The organism is Mesorhizobium sp. B2-7-3 (genome assembly GCF_006440715.1).
In the GTDB taxonomy this organism is placed as follows: Bacteria; Pseudomonadota; Alphaproteobacteria; order Rhizobiales; family Rhizobiaceae; genus Mesorhizobium; species Mesorhizobium australicum.
Window position 1 is genome coordinate 20,141 of sequence record NZ_VFTY01000004.1, and the last position, 16,329, is coordinate 36,469.

The 16,329-nt window shown below is 63.8% G+C and carries 14 protein-coding genes; 6 read left to right on the plus strand and 8 right to left on the minus strand.

The window, feature by feature from the left end:
- Window position 1: 1 nt before the first annotated feature.
- Together FJW04_RS10320 and galE are read right to left on the minus strand one after the other, a co-directional pair.
- On the minus strand, window positions 2–1,252 hold the full coding sequence (locus tag FJW04_RS10320; RefSeq protein WP_140713959.1) for a D-amino acid dehydrogenase: 1,251 nt from the start codon (window positions 1,250–1,252) through the stop codon (window positions 2–4).
- Between the two features lie 115 nt (window positions 1,253–1,367).
- Entirely contained in the window at window positions 1,368–2,363 is a 996-nt protein-coding gene (gene galE, locus FJW04_RS10325) for a UDP-glucose 4-epimerase GalE (protein WP_140713961.1), read from the minus strand.
- Window positions 2,364–2,642: 279 nt separating this feature from the next.
- Between galE and hemA the strand changes: the two genes are divergently transcribed.
- On the plus strand, window positions 2,643–3,920 hold the full coding sequence (gene hemA / locus FJW04_RS10330) for a 5-aminolevulinate synthase (protein ID WP_140713963.1): 1,278 nt from the start codon (window positions 2,643–2,645) through the stop codon (window positions 3,918–3,920).
- A 65-nt stretch (window positions 3,921–3,985) separates the two neighbouring features.
- On the opposite strand, the gene FJW04_RS10335 is transcribed toward hemA, so the two are convergent.
- On the minus strand, window positions 3,986–5,152 hold the full coding sequence (locus FJW04_RS10335) for a pyridoxal phosphate-dependent aminotransferase (RefSeq protein WP_140713965.1): 1,167 nt from the start codon (window positions 5,150–5,152) through the stop codon (window positions 3,986–3,988).
- 109 nt (window positions 5,153–5,261) lie between these two features.
- Window positions 5,262–5,684 (minus strand): large conductance mechanosensitive channel protein MscL, encoded by a 423-nt coding sequence (gene mscL / locus FJW04_RS10340; protein ID WP_015319245.1) that lies wholly within the window; start codon window positions 5,682–5,684, stop codon window positions 5,262–5,264.
- Between the two features lie 240 nt (window positions 5,685–5,924).
- Between mscL and FJW04_RS10345 the strand changes: the two genes are divergently transcribed.
- Complete coding sequence (locus FJW04_RS10345) at window positions 5,925–9,434, plus strand: PAS domain-containing hybrid sensor histidine kinase/response regulator (RefSeq protein ID WP_140713967.1); 3,510 nt, start codon at window positions 5,925–5,927, stop codon at window positions 9,432–9,434.
- Between the two features lie 133 nt (window positions 9,435–9,567).
- Here FJW04_RS10345 and FJW04_RS10350 read toward each other — a convergent pair whose 3' ends face one another.
- Window positions 9,568–10,227, minus strand: a complete 660-nt coding sequence (locus FJW04_RS10350; RefSeq protein WP_015319247.1) for a response regulator transcription factor — start codon at window positions 10,225–10,227, stop codon at window positions 9,568–9,570.
- 122 nt (window positions 10,228–10,349) lie between these two features.
- The gene (locus tag FJW04_RS10355) at window positions 10,350–10,784 is read right to left on the minus strand and encodes a hypothetical protein (protein ID WP_015319249.1); all 435 of its coding nucleotides are present in this window, start codon (window positions 10,782–10,784) and stop codon (window positions 10,350–10,352) included.
- A 107-nt stretch (window positions 10,785–10,891) separates the two neighbouring features.
- Here FJW04_RS10355 and FJW04_RS10360 point away from each other — a divergent pair, with 107 nt between their 5' ends.
- Both FJW04_RS10360 and FJW04_RS10365 read left to right on the plus strand, forming a co-directional pair.
- Window positions 10,892–11,242 carry a DUF952 domain-containing protein gene (locus FJW04_RS10360; protein ID WP_140713969.1) on the plus strand — a complete coding sequence of 117 codons (351 nt, stop codon included), beginning with the start codon at window positions 10,892–10,894 and terminating at the stop codon, window positions 11,240–11,242.
- The gene (locus FJW04_RS10365; protein WP_140713971.1) at window positions 11,239–12,318 is read left to right on the plus strand and encodes a quinone-dependent dihydroorotate dehydrogenase; all 1,080 of its coding nucleotides are present in this window, start codon (window positions 11,239–11,241) and stop codon (window positions 12,316–12,318) included. Before FJW04_RS10360 ends, FJW04_RS10365 begins: the two co-directional genes overlap by 4 nt.
- Here the strand turns inward: FJW04_RS10365 and FJW04_RS10370 are convergent.
- A complete protein-coding gene (locus FJW04_RS10370) occupies window positions 12,311–13,651 on the minus strand; it encodes an MATE family efflux transporter (protein WP_140713973.1) in 1,341 nt (446 codons plus the stop codon). The two genes, FJW04_RS10365 and FJW04_RS10370, sit on opposite strands and share 8 nt — an antisense overlap.
- Window positions 13,652–13,782: 131 nt before the next feature.
- On the opposite strand from FJW04_RS10370, the gene FJW04_RS10375 reads away from it, so the two are divergent.
- Window positions 13,783–14,685 carry a histone deacetylase gene (locus FJW04_RS10375; protein ID WP_140660692.1) on the plus strand — a complete coding sequence of 301 codons (903 nt, stop codon included), beginning with the start codon at window positions 13,783–13,785 and terminating at the stop codon, window positions 14,683–14,685.
- A gap of 3 nt (window positions 14,686–14,688) precedes the next feature.
- Here the strand turns inward: FJW04_RS10375 and FJW04_RS10380 are convergent, their stop codons facing one another.
- Window positions 14,689–14,952, minus strand: a complete 264-nt coding sequence (locus FJW04_RS10380) for a DUF6460 domain-containing protein (RefSeq protein ID WP_023770995.1) — start codon at window positions 14,950–14,952, stop codon at window positions 14,689–14,691.
- A 342-nt stretch (window positions 14,953–15,294) separates the two neighbouring features.
- Between FJW04_RS10380 and FJW04_RS10385 the strand changes: the two genes are divergently transcribed.
- Window positions 15,295–16,323: a glycosyltransferase family 2 protein gene (locus tag FJW04_RS10385; protein WP_140660691.1), complete on the plus strand. Its 1,029-nt coding sequence runs from the start codon at window positions 15,295–15,297 to the stop codon at window positions 16,321–16,323.
- Window positions 16,324–16,329 lie beyond the last annotated feature (6 nt).

The following is a 16,329-nucleotide window of genomic DNA, read 5'->3' on the forward strand; positions in this document are numbered from 1 at the left end:
CCTATCCCCTGTAGACCAGGCCTTGCGGGTCGATCTCCGGCTTGCGGCCGGCAATGAGGTCGGCGAGAAATTTTCCCGAGCCGCACGCCATGGTCCAGCCGACATGGCCGTGGCCGGTGTCGAGATAAAGGTTGCGGTATTTCGCCTGGCCGATGACCGGCACCGAGTTCGGCATCATCGGCCGCAAGCCCGCCCATAGCTCGGCCTTCCTCTCGTCGAAAGCACCGGGGAACAGGTCCTTGCCGGTTCTGAACATGGTGGCGAAGTCGCTGGGTTTGTGGGTGCGGTCGAAGCCGGTGAATTCGGCGGTCGAAGCCAACCGCAATCGATTGCCGAGGCGCGAATAGGCCATCAGCTGATCCTCGTCGGCGCCGCCCATGGTCGGGCCTTTGCTCTCATCCTCCAGCGGAATCGTCGCGGTATAGCCCTTCACCGGATAGACCGGCAGGTCGATGCCGTAGCGCCGGCCGAGCAGGCCGCTCTCCGGCCCCATCGATATGACCACCGCATCGCCGGCGATCGGTCCGGCCGAGGTCATCACGGCGCGCACCCGGTCGCCCTCGATATCGAGGCGCTCGACCGTCGTCCCATAAAGGAATCTCACGCCGAGCTTTTCGGCGGCATAGGCAGCGAGGTTTTCCACGAACTGCCGGGAATCACCGGTCTGGTCGATCGGCGAGTAGACGCCGCCGGCGATCTTTTGCTTCACCCCGGCAAGACCTGGTTCAAGCTCGACCAGCCGGTCGCGGCCGACGATCTCGATCGGCAGGCCATGCTCGGCCAGATAGCGGTAATTGTCGGTGCCGGTGTCGAGACTGTGCTGCGAACGGAAGAAGTAGAGGATGCCCTTCTTGCGCTCGTCGTAGTGGATGCCGGTGTCGGCGGATATGGCGTTGATGCAGTCGCGCGAATAGAGCGCCAGCCGCAGCTTGACCTGGCTGTTGGCCCGCAGGCGGGCCACCGTGCACTGGCGAAGGAAGCGCAGGCTCCAGGCGAGGAAATAGGGATCGAAGCGCAGCCGCACCTTGATGCCGAGATCATGATTGTAGAGCCCGCGCAGGAACGTCTTGAGTGCCGCCGGCGAGGCCCAGGCGGTGGCGTCACCTGGAGACACCAGCCCGGCATTCGACTGGCTGGTGCCTCGCGCCGGCGCCGCATGACGCTCGATCACGGTGACCTCGTGACCGTCGGCGGCCAGATAGTAGGCTGCCGCCGTACCGACGACGCCGGCTCCAAGCACCGTTATCTTCATACCATCCCCCAAAGCTCTTCGCGGCACCGCCTCCACACGTGTCGCGGATACTTGCATAGCGCGTCGCCGCGCGCCTTGCGAGCCCTGGGCTTGTGAGCCCCTGGGGAAAGCGCGCTCAGCCCCGCGCGGAGTTCTTGCTGGTCAGGATGCGTTCCCAGGCCAGCGCGTCGTTGACGATCTGGTCGAGATCGTCGCGCCGCGGGGTCCAGCCCAGTTCCGACCGGGCGAGATCGGAATTCGCAACCACCGCCGCGGCATCCCCGGGACGCCGGTCGCCCATCCTGACCTCGAAATCATGGCCGAAGGCGCGCCGCACGCTTTCGATCACCTCGAGCACCGAATAGCCATGGCTGTAACCGCAATTGGCGACGAGGCTGGCGCCCCCGGCGCGCAGCCGCTGCAAAGCCAGGCGATGCGCGGCGGCCAGATCGCTGACGTGGATATAGTCGCGCATGCAGGTGCCGTCCGGCGTCGGATAGTCGGTGCCGAAGACCTGCATGAAGGGTCGCTTGCCGAGCGCGGTCTCACAGGCGACCTTGATCAGATGGGTGGCGCCCGGAGTGGATTGGCCGGTGCGGCCCTTCGGGTCGGCGCCGGCGACGTTGAAATAGCGCAGCGCCGTGTAGCGGATGTCGTGCGCAAGGGCCGCGTCGCGCAGCATCCACTCGCTCATCAGCTTGGACAGGCCATAGGGCGATTCCGGCGCCAGGCGGGCATCCTCGCGCACCGGCTCCAGCCCGGCGCCGCCATAGACGGCGGCTGTCGAGGAGAAGATGAAATTCGGCACGCCTTCGCGGACCGCTGTTTCGATCAGCGTGCGGGTCTTCGAGGTGTTGTTCTCGTAGTAGGCGAGCGGATCGGCTACCGATTCCGGCACCACGATGGAGCCGGCGAAATGGATGATGGCGTCGACATGATTGTCCCGGATGATCCCGCCGACCAATTCCTTGTCGGAGACATCGCCGACAATCAGCTTTGCCTCCGGCGCCACTGCCCATTCGAAGCCGGTGGAAAGGCGGTCGAGAACGACCACGCTTTCGCCTGCATCCAGCAATTCCCAGACCATATGGCTGCCGATATAGCCGGCGCCGCCTGTCACCAAAACCGTCATCCCAAGTCCTCGCTTACCCAAGATTTATCGGAAACTGTCTCAACAACCGCCTTACTGGAAAGCCCGGCGCATGACCATTAGAACGAGAGGTAACCGGCGTTCACTTGATGTGGCATCATGCGGAAACAAAAGTGATCCACTGAGCGTGTCGTGAAGCGGAATAGGCCACGATCCGCCAACGTTAGGAACAGGTGCGGGGCGTGGCATTTTGACCAAAATGGCCCGGTGGACGGCCAAAAGGCCAATGATTATGATGCCGCGCAAAATTGGGAAGTCGACATGAACTATCAGCGGTTTTTCGAGGAAGCGATCGATCAGCTCCATGCCGAGCGTCGCTACCGCGTCTTCGCCGACCTGGAGCGTATCGCGGGCAAGTTTCCGCGCGCCGTCTGGCGTTCCAACGGCCGCGCCGAGGAAATCACCGTCTGGTGTTCCAACGACTATCTCGGCATGGGCCAGCATCCTGACGTGATCGCCGCATTCCAGAACGCGGCCGGCAAGATGGGATCGGGCGCCGGCGGCACCCGCAACATTTCCGGCACGTCCAACCCGCTGGTCGAGCTCGAGCATGAGCTGGCCGACCTGCACGGCAAGGAAGCCGCCTTGGTATTCACCTCCGGCTTCGTCTCCAACGAGGCCTCGATCTCGACCATAGCGCGGCTTTTGCCCAATTGCCTGATCATCTCGGACGAACTGAACCATGCCTCGATGATCGAAGGCGTGCGGCGCTCGGGCGCCGAGAAAAAGATCTTCCGCCACAATGACGTCGCGCATCTGGAAAGCCTGCTGCAGACCGCGGGGCGCGAACGCGCCAAGCTGATCGTCTTCGAAAGCGTCTATTCGATGGATGGCGACATCGCGCCGATCAAGGAGATCGTCGAACTCGCCGAACGCTACAACGCCATGACCTATATCGACGAGGTCCACGCCGTCGGCATGTACGGACGGCGCGGCGGCGGCATCACCGAGCGCGAAGGCCTGGCCGACCGCATCGATATCATCGAAGGCACGCTGGCCAAGGCGTTCGGCACGCTGGGCGGCTACATTACCGGCACCAGCGCCGTCATCGACGCGGTGCGCTCCTACGCGCCGGGCTTCATCTTCACCACCGCGCTGCCGCCGGCGATCGCCGCGGCGGCCACCACCTCGATCCGTCACCTGAAGCGCTCGCAGGCCGAGCGCGACGCCCAGCAGCAGCAGGCGAGCCGAACCAAGCAGATCCTGTCGGCGGCCGGTCTGCCGGTGATGGAGTCGCCGACACATATCGTGCCGGTGCTGGTTGGCGATCCTGAACTCTGCAAGATGGCGAGCGACCGCCTGCTCGGCGTCCACGGCATCTACATCCAGCCGATCAACTACCCGACGGTGCCACGCGGTACCGAACGGCTGCGTATCACGCCGACGCCGTTCCATTCCGACGCGCTGATCGCCGAACTGCAGGACGCGCTGGTCGAAACCTGGGACGCGCTTGGCATCCCCTACGGTTCGGCGGGACGGCCCTCAGTGACCAAGAGCGACCGCATCATTCCACTGCTGGTGCCCAAGTCGGGCGGCTGAAGCCCGTTTGAAACTCTACTCCGACGGCCAGCTGACGCGGCTTTCAATTCGGGCTTCGTCAGAGCTCAGACAGTCTTCATCCACCTTGCCAGCCGGTTTGCCGCATCCTCGAGCTGGTCGAGCCGGCGGTGGAAGCACAGCCGCAGGAACGCTTCGCCACCGGGCCCGAAGGCGGTGCCGGGCGCCAGGCCGACATTGGCCTTGTCGACGATTTCGAAAGCGGCTGCCCGCGAGTCCGTGATGCCGTCGACGGTGAAGAACAGGTAGAAGGCGCCCTGCGGCACGGTGAAGCGCGCCTTGCCGGTTTCGCCCAGAATACCGCAGACCAGGTCGCGCGCTTGCCTCGCCCGCTCCACCTGTTCGGCGACGAAGGCATCGCCCTCGTCGAGCGCCGCGACCGCGCCGCGCTGCATGAACTGGGCGACGCCCGAGTTCGAATACTGGATCAGGTTCTCGAACACCTGCTGCAGGCCTGGATGCGTCTTGATCCAGCCGACGCGCCAGCCGGTCATCGCCCAGTTCTTGGAGAAACTGTTGACGAACAGGATGCGGTCTTCCGCCTCCGCGATGTCGAGGAAGGACGGCGCGCGGCCGTGCCCATAGTGGAACAGCGAATAGATCTCGTCGGCGATGATCCACAGGCCTTTGGCGCGGGCGAGATCGAGGATCGCCCGCAAGGTCTCGTGATCGGCGGTCCAGCCGGTCGGATTGGACGGCGTGTTGATGAACAACGCCTTCGTGCGCGGTGTGACCGCCGCCGCTATTTTCTGGACGTCGCATGACCAGCCATTTCCGGAATGGTCGAGTGTGACCGGCACCGGAACGGCACCCGCGATGGCGGCGGCGGCGTCGAAATTCGGCCAGGCGGGCGACAGGTAGATCACCTCGTCGCCGGCTCCCGCAAGCGCATCGAGCGCCAACTGGATGGCATGCATGCCGGAGCCGGTGACGATGAATTGCTCCTCGGCGAAGGTCTTGGCGAAGTGCCTTTCGTAGTAGCGTGCCAGCGCCTGCCTGAGATCGGGAATGCCCCTCTGCCAAGTGTAGAACGTCTCGCCGCGGGCCAGCGCCTTCGACGCCGCATCGGTGATGAAGGACGGCGTCGGCAGGTCGCCCTCGCCGGCCCAAAGCGGGATCAGGCCTTCGCGCAATCTACCATAGTTGACGACGGCGACGATACCGCTTTCGGGCGCGGCCAGGGCCTCGGGGCGCAGGGTCTGGATCAAGGTCATGGGCAGGTCCATTGTCTCGGGGCGTTCGCAGGTGCTGTTTACCAGATGCGAAAACAGAAAACCCCGGCCGCGAACGACCGGGGTTTTGGTCCAGAAGAACCCTATCCGTCTATCGCCTGGCCAGCAGATCGCGGATTTCGGTCAAAAGCTGCACATCGGCCGGCGGTGGCGCGGCCGCTGGAGCCGGCTTTTCCCTTTCCAGGCGCCTGCGCATGTTGTTCACGGCCTTGACCATGAGGAAGATGATGAAGGCTAGGATGATGAAATTCAGCACCACGGTGATGAAGCTGCCATAGGCAAAAACAGCACCTTGCTTTTTGGCTTCCGCCAGCGAGGTGGCGTTGACGGCCGAGGAAAGCCCAAAGAAGTAGTTGTTGAAGTCCAAGCCGCCGAAGATCGCTCCGACGATCGGCATGATGATGTCGTTGACCAGGGAATCGACGATCTTGCCGAAGGCAGCGCCGATGATGACGCCGACGGCCAAGTCCATCACATTGCCCTTGGAAATGAATTCCTGGAATTCTTTCAGCATTCGACCCTCCTTATCATGGCGGGCCGCGCAGCCGTCCCATCCCGGAAGCACCGCCCCGGCGACACCATAACAAAAACCTCAAGTTGCAACATGGGCAAAAAGGAGAAAACAACCGGTTTCGCCTTACCCTGCGTTACCTCTTTGAAATCAGGTGCCCAAAGCCGTGATGGACTTGACGCCCAAGCTGTGATTGCGTCTGACCCGGCCAGGTGAAATCGGCACAGGGAGGATCTTGCCGGCGTGCAGGGCTTGTTCATCGTCATCATCGCGATCGCCTATGTGACGCTGCTGTTCGCCATCGCCAGCCTGGGCGACCGCCGCTCGGCCTTGTCAGGGCCCAGCAGGGCGCGACCTTTCATCTATGCGCTCAGTCTTGCCATTTACTGCACGTCCTGGACCTTCTTCGGCTCGGTCGGCCTTTCCTCCGAACGCGGCCTCGAGTTCCTCGGCATTTATACCGGCCCGGTGCTGGTGTTCGTGTTCGGCTTTCCCTTGCTCAACCGCATCGTGCGGCTGGCCAAGACCGAGAAGATCACTTCGGTCGCCGACTTCCTCGGCGCCCGCTACGGCAAGAGCTTCACCGTGGCAGCCATCGCCACGCTGATCGCCACGATCGGCGCCGTGCCCTATATCGCGCTGCAATTGAAGGCGATCTCCGGCTCGGTCAGCCTGATGGTCGAGCATTATACGGGCTCGCCGCCATCCTTCGATCCGTTTGTCAGCGACATCTCGCTGGTCGTCGCCATGCTGCTTGCGCTGTTCGCGGTCCTGTTCGGCACGCGCCATGCCGATGCCACCGAACACCAGGATGGGCTGGTGCTGGCGGTGGCGGTCGAGACCGTGGTCAAGCTCGCCGCCTTCCTGGCCATCGGCCTGATGGTCACCTTCCTGATCTTCGGCGGCCCCGGCGACATGTTCGACCGGCTGGCCGAGAATGGCCAGGTGCGGCAGGCAATGGGCTATTCGACATCGCTGGCCACCTGGCTGGTGCTGACGTGCCTGAGCGGCTTCGCCATCATCCTTTTGCCGCGGCAGTTCTACGTCACCATCGTCGAGAACCGCAGCGAGGCCGAACTGCGCACCGCGACCTGGGTGTTCCCGCTGTATCTCGTGGCGATCAACCTGTTCGTGCTGCCGATCGCCTTTGCCGGCCTGACGCTGGTCGGCGCGAGGACGAGCAGCGACCTTTACGTGCTGTCGCTGCCGCTGTTCAGCGGCCACGATTTCCTGGCCATGGCCGCCTTCATCGGCGGCTTGTCGGCGGCAACCGCCATGGTCATCGTGGAGAGCGTGGCGCTGTCGATCATGATCTCCAACGACCTGATCATCCCGCTGTTCGTGCGCCGGCTGTTGCGGACGACCACCTCCGAGAACGAGGATTGGTCGACGCTCATCCTCAATGTGCGGCGGGCGTCGATCTTCATCCTTTTGTTCATCGCCTTTCTCTATTATCGCGAGAGCACCAACAGCGCCCGGCTGTCCTCGATCGGCCTGATGTCCTTCGCGGCGATCGCGCAGTTCGCCCCTGCCCTGGTTGGTGGGCTGATCTGGCGCGGCGCCAATGGCCGGGGTGCGGCACTCGGCATGGTCGCCGGCATCCTGGTCTGGGGCTATACGCTGCTGGTCCCGTCGCTCGTCGCGCCCGATACAGGCATCATCGTCCACGGACTGTTCGGCTTCGAGGCACTGCGGCCGCAGGCACTGTTCGGCACCGTCGCCGAGCCGCTGAACCACGGCGTGCTGTGGAGCCTTTCGGTCAACGCGCTGTTTTTCGTCTTCGGGTCACTGTCGCGCGCGTCGGTACCGCTGGAGCGCATCCAGGCATCGATCTTCGTGCCGCGCGAAGCCGGACCGATGCCGAGCCTGCGCCGCTTCCGCACCGCCATCACCGTCAACGACCTCAAGGATACGATCGCACGCTATCTCGGCGTCGAACGAACCGAGCGGTCGTTTCAATCCTTCGAGAAGAGCAATGGTACCTCGCTGCATGGCAACGAGCAGGCCAGCATGGACGTCATCCGCTTTTCCGAGCAGCTTTTGGCCAGCGCCGTCGGCTCCTCCTCGGCACGGTTGATCCTGTCGCTGCTGTTCCGGCGCCACGACCGCGAATCCCGCGACGCCTTCCGCCTGCTCGACGACGCCACGGAAGCGCTGCAGCACAACCGCGACCTGCTGCAGATCGCGCTGGACCAGATGGAGCAAGGCATTACCGTCTTCGACCGCGATTTCCGGCTGATCTGCTGGAACCGCCAATACCGGGCGCTGTTCGACCTGCCCGACGAGATGGGCCAGGTCGGCGTTTCGCTCGACCAGATCCTTCGCCATCTGGCCGAACGCGGCGACATTCCCGCCGACCAGCGCGTGACGATGCTCAACCGGCTGACCAGCTTCGTCAGCCCCTGGCAGATGGAGCTGAAGACCAGCGGCCGCATCCTCGAACTGCGCTCCAACCCGATGCCTGACGGCGGCATCGTCGCCACCTATGCCGACATTTCCGGCCGCGTCGAACAGGATCTCGCGCTGAAAAGCGCCAATGAATCACTGGAGCAGCGCGTCAAGACCCGCACCATCGAACTGACTGGGGTCAACGAGGAATTGACCCGGGTCAACGAGGAACTGGCGCAGGCCCAGATGCTCGCCGAGGAGGCCAATCTCGGCAAGACGCGCTTCCTTGCCGCCGCCGGTCACGACATCCTGCAGCCCTTGAACGCCGCCCGGCTCTATTGCTCCTCGCTGATCGAGAAGGCCGGCAAGGGTCCGGCCGGCAAGGCGGCCATCAACATCGAATCCTCGCTGGAATCGGTCGAGACCATTCTCGGCGCCGTGCTCGACATTTCGCGCCTCGATGCCGGCGCCATGAAGCCGGACGATACCGCCTTCAACCTCGACGGCCTGCTCAGCCAGATCGGCAATGATTTTCGACCGATGGCCGCAGCAAAGAAGCTCGAGCTGACCATCATTGCGTCCTCACTGACCGTGATGACGGACCGCAACCTTTTGCGCCGCCTGATCCAGAACCTAGTTTCCAATGCCATCAAGTACACCCGCCAGGGCCGCATCCTGGTCGGCGTGCGGCGGCACGGCGAACTGGCGGAAATCCAGATCATCGACACCGGCATTGGCATCGCCGGTGACAAGCTGAACACCGTCTTCCATGAGTTTACCCGACTGGACGAAGGCGCACGCGAAGCAGAAGGTCTTGGTCTTGGCCTGTCCATCGTCGACCGCATCGCCAGGGTGTTGCGGCTTGAGATCCGTATCTTCTCCAACCCGGGCAAGGGCACGCGCTTTTCCGTCATCCTGCCCGTGGCGGCCGCGCAGGTGCCGCGACGCGAGGTCGAGACCAGGGCGCCGGCCCGCGCGGCGGCTTCGCTCTCCGGCCTGCATGTGCTGTGCATCGACAATGACATCCGTATCCTCGAGGGCATGCGGCTGCTGCTCGAGGGCTGGGGCTGCAATGTCGCCACGGTGACCGGCTCGGAGGATCTGGAGAGGGCCGCGATCGACCGTCCGGACATCGTGCTTGCCGACTACCATCTCGACCGCGAAACCGGTCTCGATATCATTATCAGGCTGCGAGCCACCCACGGCGACGACCTGCCGGCCGTGCTGGTCACGGCCGACCGTTCCAACGAGGTACGAGCAGCCGCGGCAGGCCTCGACATCCCGATGATCAACAAGCCGTTGAAGCCGGCGGTGCTGCGTTCGATGATGGCCAGGTTCAGGCCGATGGTGCGGGCGGCGGAGTGACGTCGAAGCGCCTGAATCAGGCCTGGTGCTCCAGGGTTTCGAGATAGGCGCAGAACATGTCGGCGAGCGCATCGGAACAGGTCGATGCGGCGAGCCGAAGTTAAAAGTTCCGACTGAGCCAAGCAGCCGGCACTCAGCCCGCCGGCTGCAGCGGGTCGCTGCCTATCTTGGACAGCAGGATCACCGCCTGGGTGCGACTGTCGACGCCGAGCTTTTGCAATATGGCCGAGACATGCGCCTTGATCGTCGCCTCGGAGACGCCGAGTTCATAGGCGATCTGCTTGTTGAGCAGGCCCTCGGCCAGCATGCCGAGCACGCGGGTCTGCTGCGGGGTCAACGTCTGCAATCGTTTGATCAGGTCCGATATTTCGGGATCGCGTTCGACGCCGAGATCGACGCCGACAGGTGCCGCGATATCGCCGGCAAGCACCGACTGCACGGCGCCGCGGATTTCCTCCATGCTGGCCGACTTGGAGATGAAACCGGAGGCGCCGAGATCGAGCGCACGCCGTATGGTCGCCGGGTCGTCATGCGCCGACACCACGACCAGCGGCACCGCAGGATGGATACCGCGCAACGAGATCAGGCCGGAGAGGCCGCTGGCGCCGGGCATCGACAGGTCGAGCAGCACCAGATCGACATCTTCATTGGCCACGACCAGCGCCTTGGCGCTTTCGAAATCACCGGCCTCATGGATGGCGGCGACATTGCCGATGCCGGCAAGCGCCTCGCGCAGCGCGCCGCGAAACAGCGGATGATCGTCGGCGATCACGAAAGAATAGCCTGACGGCAAATGTCCCTCCCCGAATCCCCGATTTATTGCTTTTTGCGGGATCAGTTGGACGATTATGAGGGGCTGCGCACTGTTTTCAAGCGGCAAAGCCAGCGCGCCGCGTTTTCCCTCGTCTATGGCGCTCAGGTCTTCTGCGAGTTGGGCCGGGCGCCGTCGCCGCTGTCCTTGTCCATATCCTTGACGATGCCCATGAAGCTCTTCAGGAAGCGCTCCATGTAGCTCATCGTCGTGTTGAAATCCTCCTCGCTCGGCAGTTTCGATTCGAGACGGGCGGAGAGCGAATTCTCCAGCTTGGTGACGCGCTCGTCCATCGCCTTCATCGAGGCCTGCAAGCGATCGACCTCGTCCTGGTAGGCGGCGCGTTCGTCGGCCGCCATCTTGCAGACGAGCTGGCCCGAACGCTCCTCGCAGATCGACATCGCGCCGGTCTGCGTATCCATGCGGATATAGCCGGTGGCCGACTTTTCCAGCCGGTAGCGGTCCGTTTCTTCCGAATAAGCTGAAGCCGCGACCAGCGAAACGAGCGCGGCGGGGATCAAAATGTGCTGCAGACGCATGTTGTCCTCCATGGCCAAGGCCTCAAATATCGCATGTTTGCGCCGGAAATGGGGAAGACCCTTGGCGTGGCCTTCCCCGCGCGACTGGTTCGGATTATAGCGCAACCATGTCACAGATTATCTACAAGATAACTCCGCAAGCGCCTTGGCGCGAGGCCGAAGCCAAAGGCCGCTTCGCCGGAGCGCCGATCGACACCGCCGACGGCTTCATCCATTTTTCGACGGCGGCGCAGGCCATGGAAACCGCGGCAAAGCATTTCCAGGGCCAGACCGACCTTCTGCTGGTCGCCGTCGACGAGGCCGTTCTGGGTGATGCGCTGAAATACGAAATCTCGCGCGGCGGCGCGCTGTTTCCGCACCTCTACGGCGTGCTCGACCTGAAAGCGGTGCTCTGGGTCAAGCCGCTGCCGCTTGGGGCCGACGGTACCCACCAGTTCCCGGCCCTGGAGGGGCAATGAGCGTGCTCGACCGGATCGGCCAGAAACTGCTGTTCACCTTCGATCCGGAAACCGCGCATGGCTTGTCGATCGCGGCACTGCGCTGCGGCCTGCCGGGCGGTGCGCGGACGGTACGCGATACGAGGCTGAAGGTCAGCCTTTGCGGTCTCGATTTCCCGAACCCACTTGGCATGGCGGCTGGCTACGACAAGAACGCCGAAGTACCCGACGCGCTGCTTGGCCTCGGCTTTGGCTTTGCCGAAGTCGGCACGGTGACGCCGCTGCCGCAGGCCGGCAACCCGAAGCCGCGCATCTTCCGGCTGACATCGGATGAAGCTGTCATCAACCGGCTGGGCTTCAACAATGAGGGCCATGCGGCCGCCGAAAAAAGGCTTGTGGCGCGCTTGGGGCGCGGCGGCATCGTCGGCGTCAACATTGGTGCCAACAAGGACAGCACCGACCGCGTCGGCGACTATGAGAGCGGCGTTTCCCGCTTTGCTCCTTATGCCAGCTATCTCACCGTCAACATTTCCTCGCCCAACACACCAGGCCTGCGCACCATGCAGGCGCGCGAGCAGCTCGGCGAATTATTGTCCCGGGTCAGGGCCGCGCGCACTGCAGCGTCCGCGCAGCCGCCGATCTTCCTCAAGATCGCGCCTGACCTGGTCGAGGCCGAGCTGCAGGATATCGCCGCCGAGGTCATCGAAAAGCAGATCGACGGCATCATCGTTTCCAACACAACCATTTCCCGCCCGGCGCTGCGCAGCGAGGATGCCGCGCGGGAGACAGGCGGGCTTTCGGGAAAGCCGCTATTCGAGCGCTCGACCATCGTGCTGGCCAGGATGCGCAAGCTGCTCGGGCCCGAAATGGCCATCATCGGTGTCGGCGGTGTCAACTCAATGGAGACGGCTCTGGAAAAGATCCGCGCCGGCGCCGATCTCGTCCAGCTCTACACCGGCATGATCTATGGCGGACCGGCGCTGCCGGGCCGGATCGTCGCCGGAATGGCACGTTTTGCCGAGACGGAAAAACTCAGGTCGATGCGCGAGTTGCGCGACAGCCATCTCGACCGATGGGCGTCGAAGCCGCTCAGCTGAACGCGGTTTGCATCCGCAGCCGCAGAATTGTCAGCAGGCTCAATCCACGCACCAGCAGAAAGACGTGCAGCGCCGCCCACAGGCCGTGATTGCCGAAGGCGGGCGCCAGCGTGATCAGCGCGGCGGCAAAGGCGAGGAATGACAAGAGCATCATGTTGCGCATGTCGCGCGACCAGGTCGCGCCGATGAAAACACCATCCATCTGGAAGGCGAGCACACCGCTCAGCGCGGTGAACGCGGCCCAAGGCAGGTATGTGTCGGCCACGGCGCGGACCTGCTGCGACGTCGTTACGACGGCAATCAGGTTGGTGCCGGCCATGAGCAGCACCAGCGTCGCGGCACCGGCCAGACCAAGGCCCCAGAACAGGGTCAGCCGCACCGCCTGCCGGAAGGGCTGTTCGGAGCGCGCGCCGACGGCGCGGCCGGCGAGTTGTTCGGCGGCGGTGGCGAACCCGTCGAGGAAATAGCCGGCGACGAGAAAGAAGTTCATCAGCACCGCATTGGCGGCCAGCGTCACCGTGCCGAACTGCGCGCCCTGGCGGGTGAACAGCGCGAAGGCGGCGAGCAGCGAGAACGAGCGGATCATGATGTCGCGGTTGAGCGACAGCATGCGCAGGAAGGCGCCCATATCGAGCAGGCGCTGCCGAGGCAAGGGCGGGGTGGATCGGAACCGGCGAACCACGATCGCGAGACCAAGCAGCATGGCGAGGAATTCGCCGGTGACGGTTGCCCAGGCGACGCCGGAAACACCCCAGCCGAGCTCAAGGCCGAGCAGGAAGCACAGCGCGATATTGGTGCCGTTCAGCACCAGTTGGAGGATCAAGCCGAGCCCGCCCTCGCCGCGCCCCAGCACGTAGCCGAGGATGGCGTAGTTGATCAGCGAGAACGGGGCGGCAAGCAGCCTGATCCTGATGTAGACACCCATCGCGTCGCTGACGCGTGGCCCGGCGTCCATGAACCACTGGCCGCCAACGGCGATGAGTGGTGAAAGCGCTGCCAGCACGACGCCGGCAACGACCGCGATCAGCACGGCACGCCAGAACACCGCCTGTTCCTCCAGCGCGTCGCCACGCCCGAAGGCCTGGGCGACGAGACCGGTGGTGCCCGAACGCAGAAAATTGAAGGTGGTGAAGACGACGTCGAAAGCCAGCGCGCCGGCGGCCAGGCCGCCAAGCAAGGCGGCGTCACCGAACTGGCCGACAACAGCCGTGTCGACGAGGCCGAGCAGCGGCGTCGTGAGATAGGCGAGCGTCATCGGCACGGCGATGGCAAGCACCGACCGGTTGGTGACGGAAAACGCCCTGGCTTCGGTTGGGATGGCGCCCTTGTCCAAAGGATTGCTGCCTTGCTGATTTGCGGCTTGATCGGGGAACCGATGTGCCCCATTTTCCGGCCACCGCGCAATCGCCCTTCCGCGGCGGCCAACCGAAATCCCGCTCTGGCGCGAAACCGTCCGACCAGTTCATGCCCCTGCAGATCGTCCACCATCCCGACTACGACGCCGGCTTCGCGACCAGCCATCGCTTTCCGATGAGCAAATATCCGCTGCTGATGGAGGCCCTGCGAGCACGCGGCCTAGCCGGAGCCGGGGCGCTCAATACAGCCGAACCCGCGCCTGCGTCGTGGCTTAAGCTCGCCCATGCGGCAGATTATGTCGAGCAGGTCATCGCTTGTTCAGTCCCTGAAAAAATCGAGCGAGAGATCGGCTTTCCGGTCGGCCCGCGCGTCTCGTTGCGCGCGCAGCTTGCCGCCGGTGGCACGGTGGCGGCGGCGCGGCTTGCCTTGCGTCAAGGCATTGCCTGCAACACCGCCGGCGGCAGCCATCATGCGCGGCGCGCGCAAGGCGCCGGCTTCTGCACCTTCAACGACGTCGCCGTCGCCTCGCTGGTGCTGCTTGAAGAGGGCGCGGCACACAGTATCCTGGTGGTCGATCTCGACGTGCACCAGGGCGACGGCACGGCGGATATTCTGGGCGACGAGCCACGCGCCTTTACCTTCTCCATGCATGGCGAGCGCAACTACCCCGTGCGCAAGATCGCCTCCGACCTCGACGTCGCCCTGCCCGACGGCACGGGCGACGCCGCCTATGTCGAAAGGCTCGATACCATCCTGCCGGAGCTGTCGGCCAAGGCGCGTTGGGACATCGTCTTCTACAATGCCGGCGTCGACGTCCATGCCGAGGACCGGCTCGGCAGGCTGTCGCTTTCCGACAAAGGCCTGCGCGCCCGCGACAAGATGGTCATCGGCCATTTCCGGGCGCTCGGCATTCCCGTCTGCGGTGTCATCGGCGGCGGCTATTCCACCGATGTGCCGGCACTTGCCGCGCGCCACGCCATCCTGTTCGAGGTCGCATCGGACTATGCCTGAAGGTCACTTCCGGTAGTTGGCGATCCTGAGCAGGATGAAGGCCGGCACGACGATCGCGGCACCGAGCAGGATGTAGCCGAGGAAACGGTCGATGGCGTGGAAGCCGAGATTCCATAGATCAATGAAGAACTTCTGGATGCCGTAGAACACGTCCATCGGCGACCAACCGAAAGCGTTCATAACCAGGCCGACGAGAAAGGATACCACTAGCAGCTTCAGAATAATCCTGAGCGGCGAGTCGCCGAGAAAGCGCGTCAGTGCGGACAAGGCCGTCTCCCGATTGAGATGCCCCGACTCATGGGCACGGCGCAGAGATACGTGCTTGGCGGCCATCCATCAAGCCGCCAGGGGCCGGTGCGGGGGAATTGATAAGCCGCGGCAGATGTTGGGCGCCATCGGGAGGGCGCTCTGCTCTGCCGCAGCTGGTGAAAGCCGGATCCTGGCGGGCTCATGGCGCGGTGCCCGCATCCGCATGGAACTGCCGGTTCGTTCGTGACACGTGCCATCGGCGCCGCCAAAAGCGTGGCGGCCGCGCGACCCCGGCTTACCTGTTTTCTGTTTTCTAACCAATTGCCGCTATTGCCATTCCAAAGCGGGAGCCAGGCTTTGGTGGGAACGGGAAAAATCGGCGCGCACCGCGCACCCATATTGTCGGTCGTCGTGCCTTGCTACAATGAGCGCGACGGCGTGGCGGAGCTTCATCGACGCGTCAGCGCGGCATGCCTCGAGCAAAGCCTCTCCTACGAGGTCGTGCTCGTCATCGATGGAGCGACCGACGGAACCCGTGAGGCCGTTTTCGAACTGGCCGAAAAAGACGACCATGTGGTCGCCATCGACCTTGCCCGCAACTACGGCCATCAGATCGCCTTGAGCGCCGGGCTGGAATTCTGCCGCGGCCAACGCATCCTCATTCTCGACGCCGACCTTCAGGATCCGCCCGAACTGCTTGGCGCGATGATGGCGAAGATGGATGAAGGCTTCGACGTGGTCTACGGCCAAAGGGTAAAACGGGAGGGCGAAAGCTGGTTCAAGCTGGCCTCCGCCTCGATGTTCTACCGCCTGCTCGGCCGGATGGTCGATGTCGAGATCGCGCCGGACTCCGGAGATTTCCGGCTGATGAGCCGGCGCGCGCTGGACCATCTGATCGCGATGCCCGAACGCTACAGGTTTATTCGCGGCATGGTGAGCTGGATCGGGCTGAGGCAGGCCGCCTTTCCCTATGAACGGCAGCGGCGCTTTGCCGGCGCAACGCACTACCCGCTGAAGAAGATGGTTCTTCTGGCGGTCGACGCCATGACCAGCTTTTCGATCGTGCCTTTGCGCTTCGCTTCGCTGCTGGGCATGATGTTTGGCCTGCTCGGCCTGGTCGTGCTTGGCTATACGCTGTTCGAATGGTCTATCGGCAATGTTCTGCCGGGCTGGACGAGCCTTGCCGCGATCATGCTTATCCTGGGCAGCGTCCAGCTTCTGGTGCTGGGCATTTTCGGCGAGTATCTCGGCCGCATGTACATGGAGACGAAGCGGCGACCGCTTTATTTCGTCAACGAAATCGTTTCACGAAGCCAGGCGGCGGCCGAGGACCAGGACCTGCCGGTCCACCGCCTCCAGGAAATAGTGAAACGGGCGGCGCGTCGTTGAGGTAGG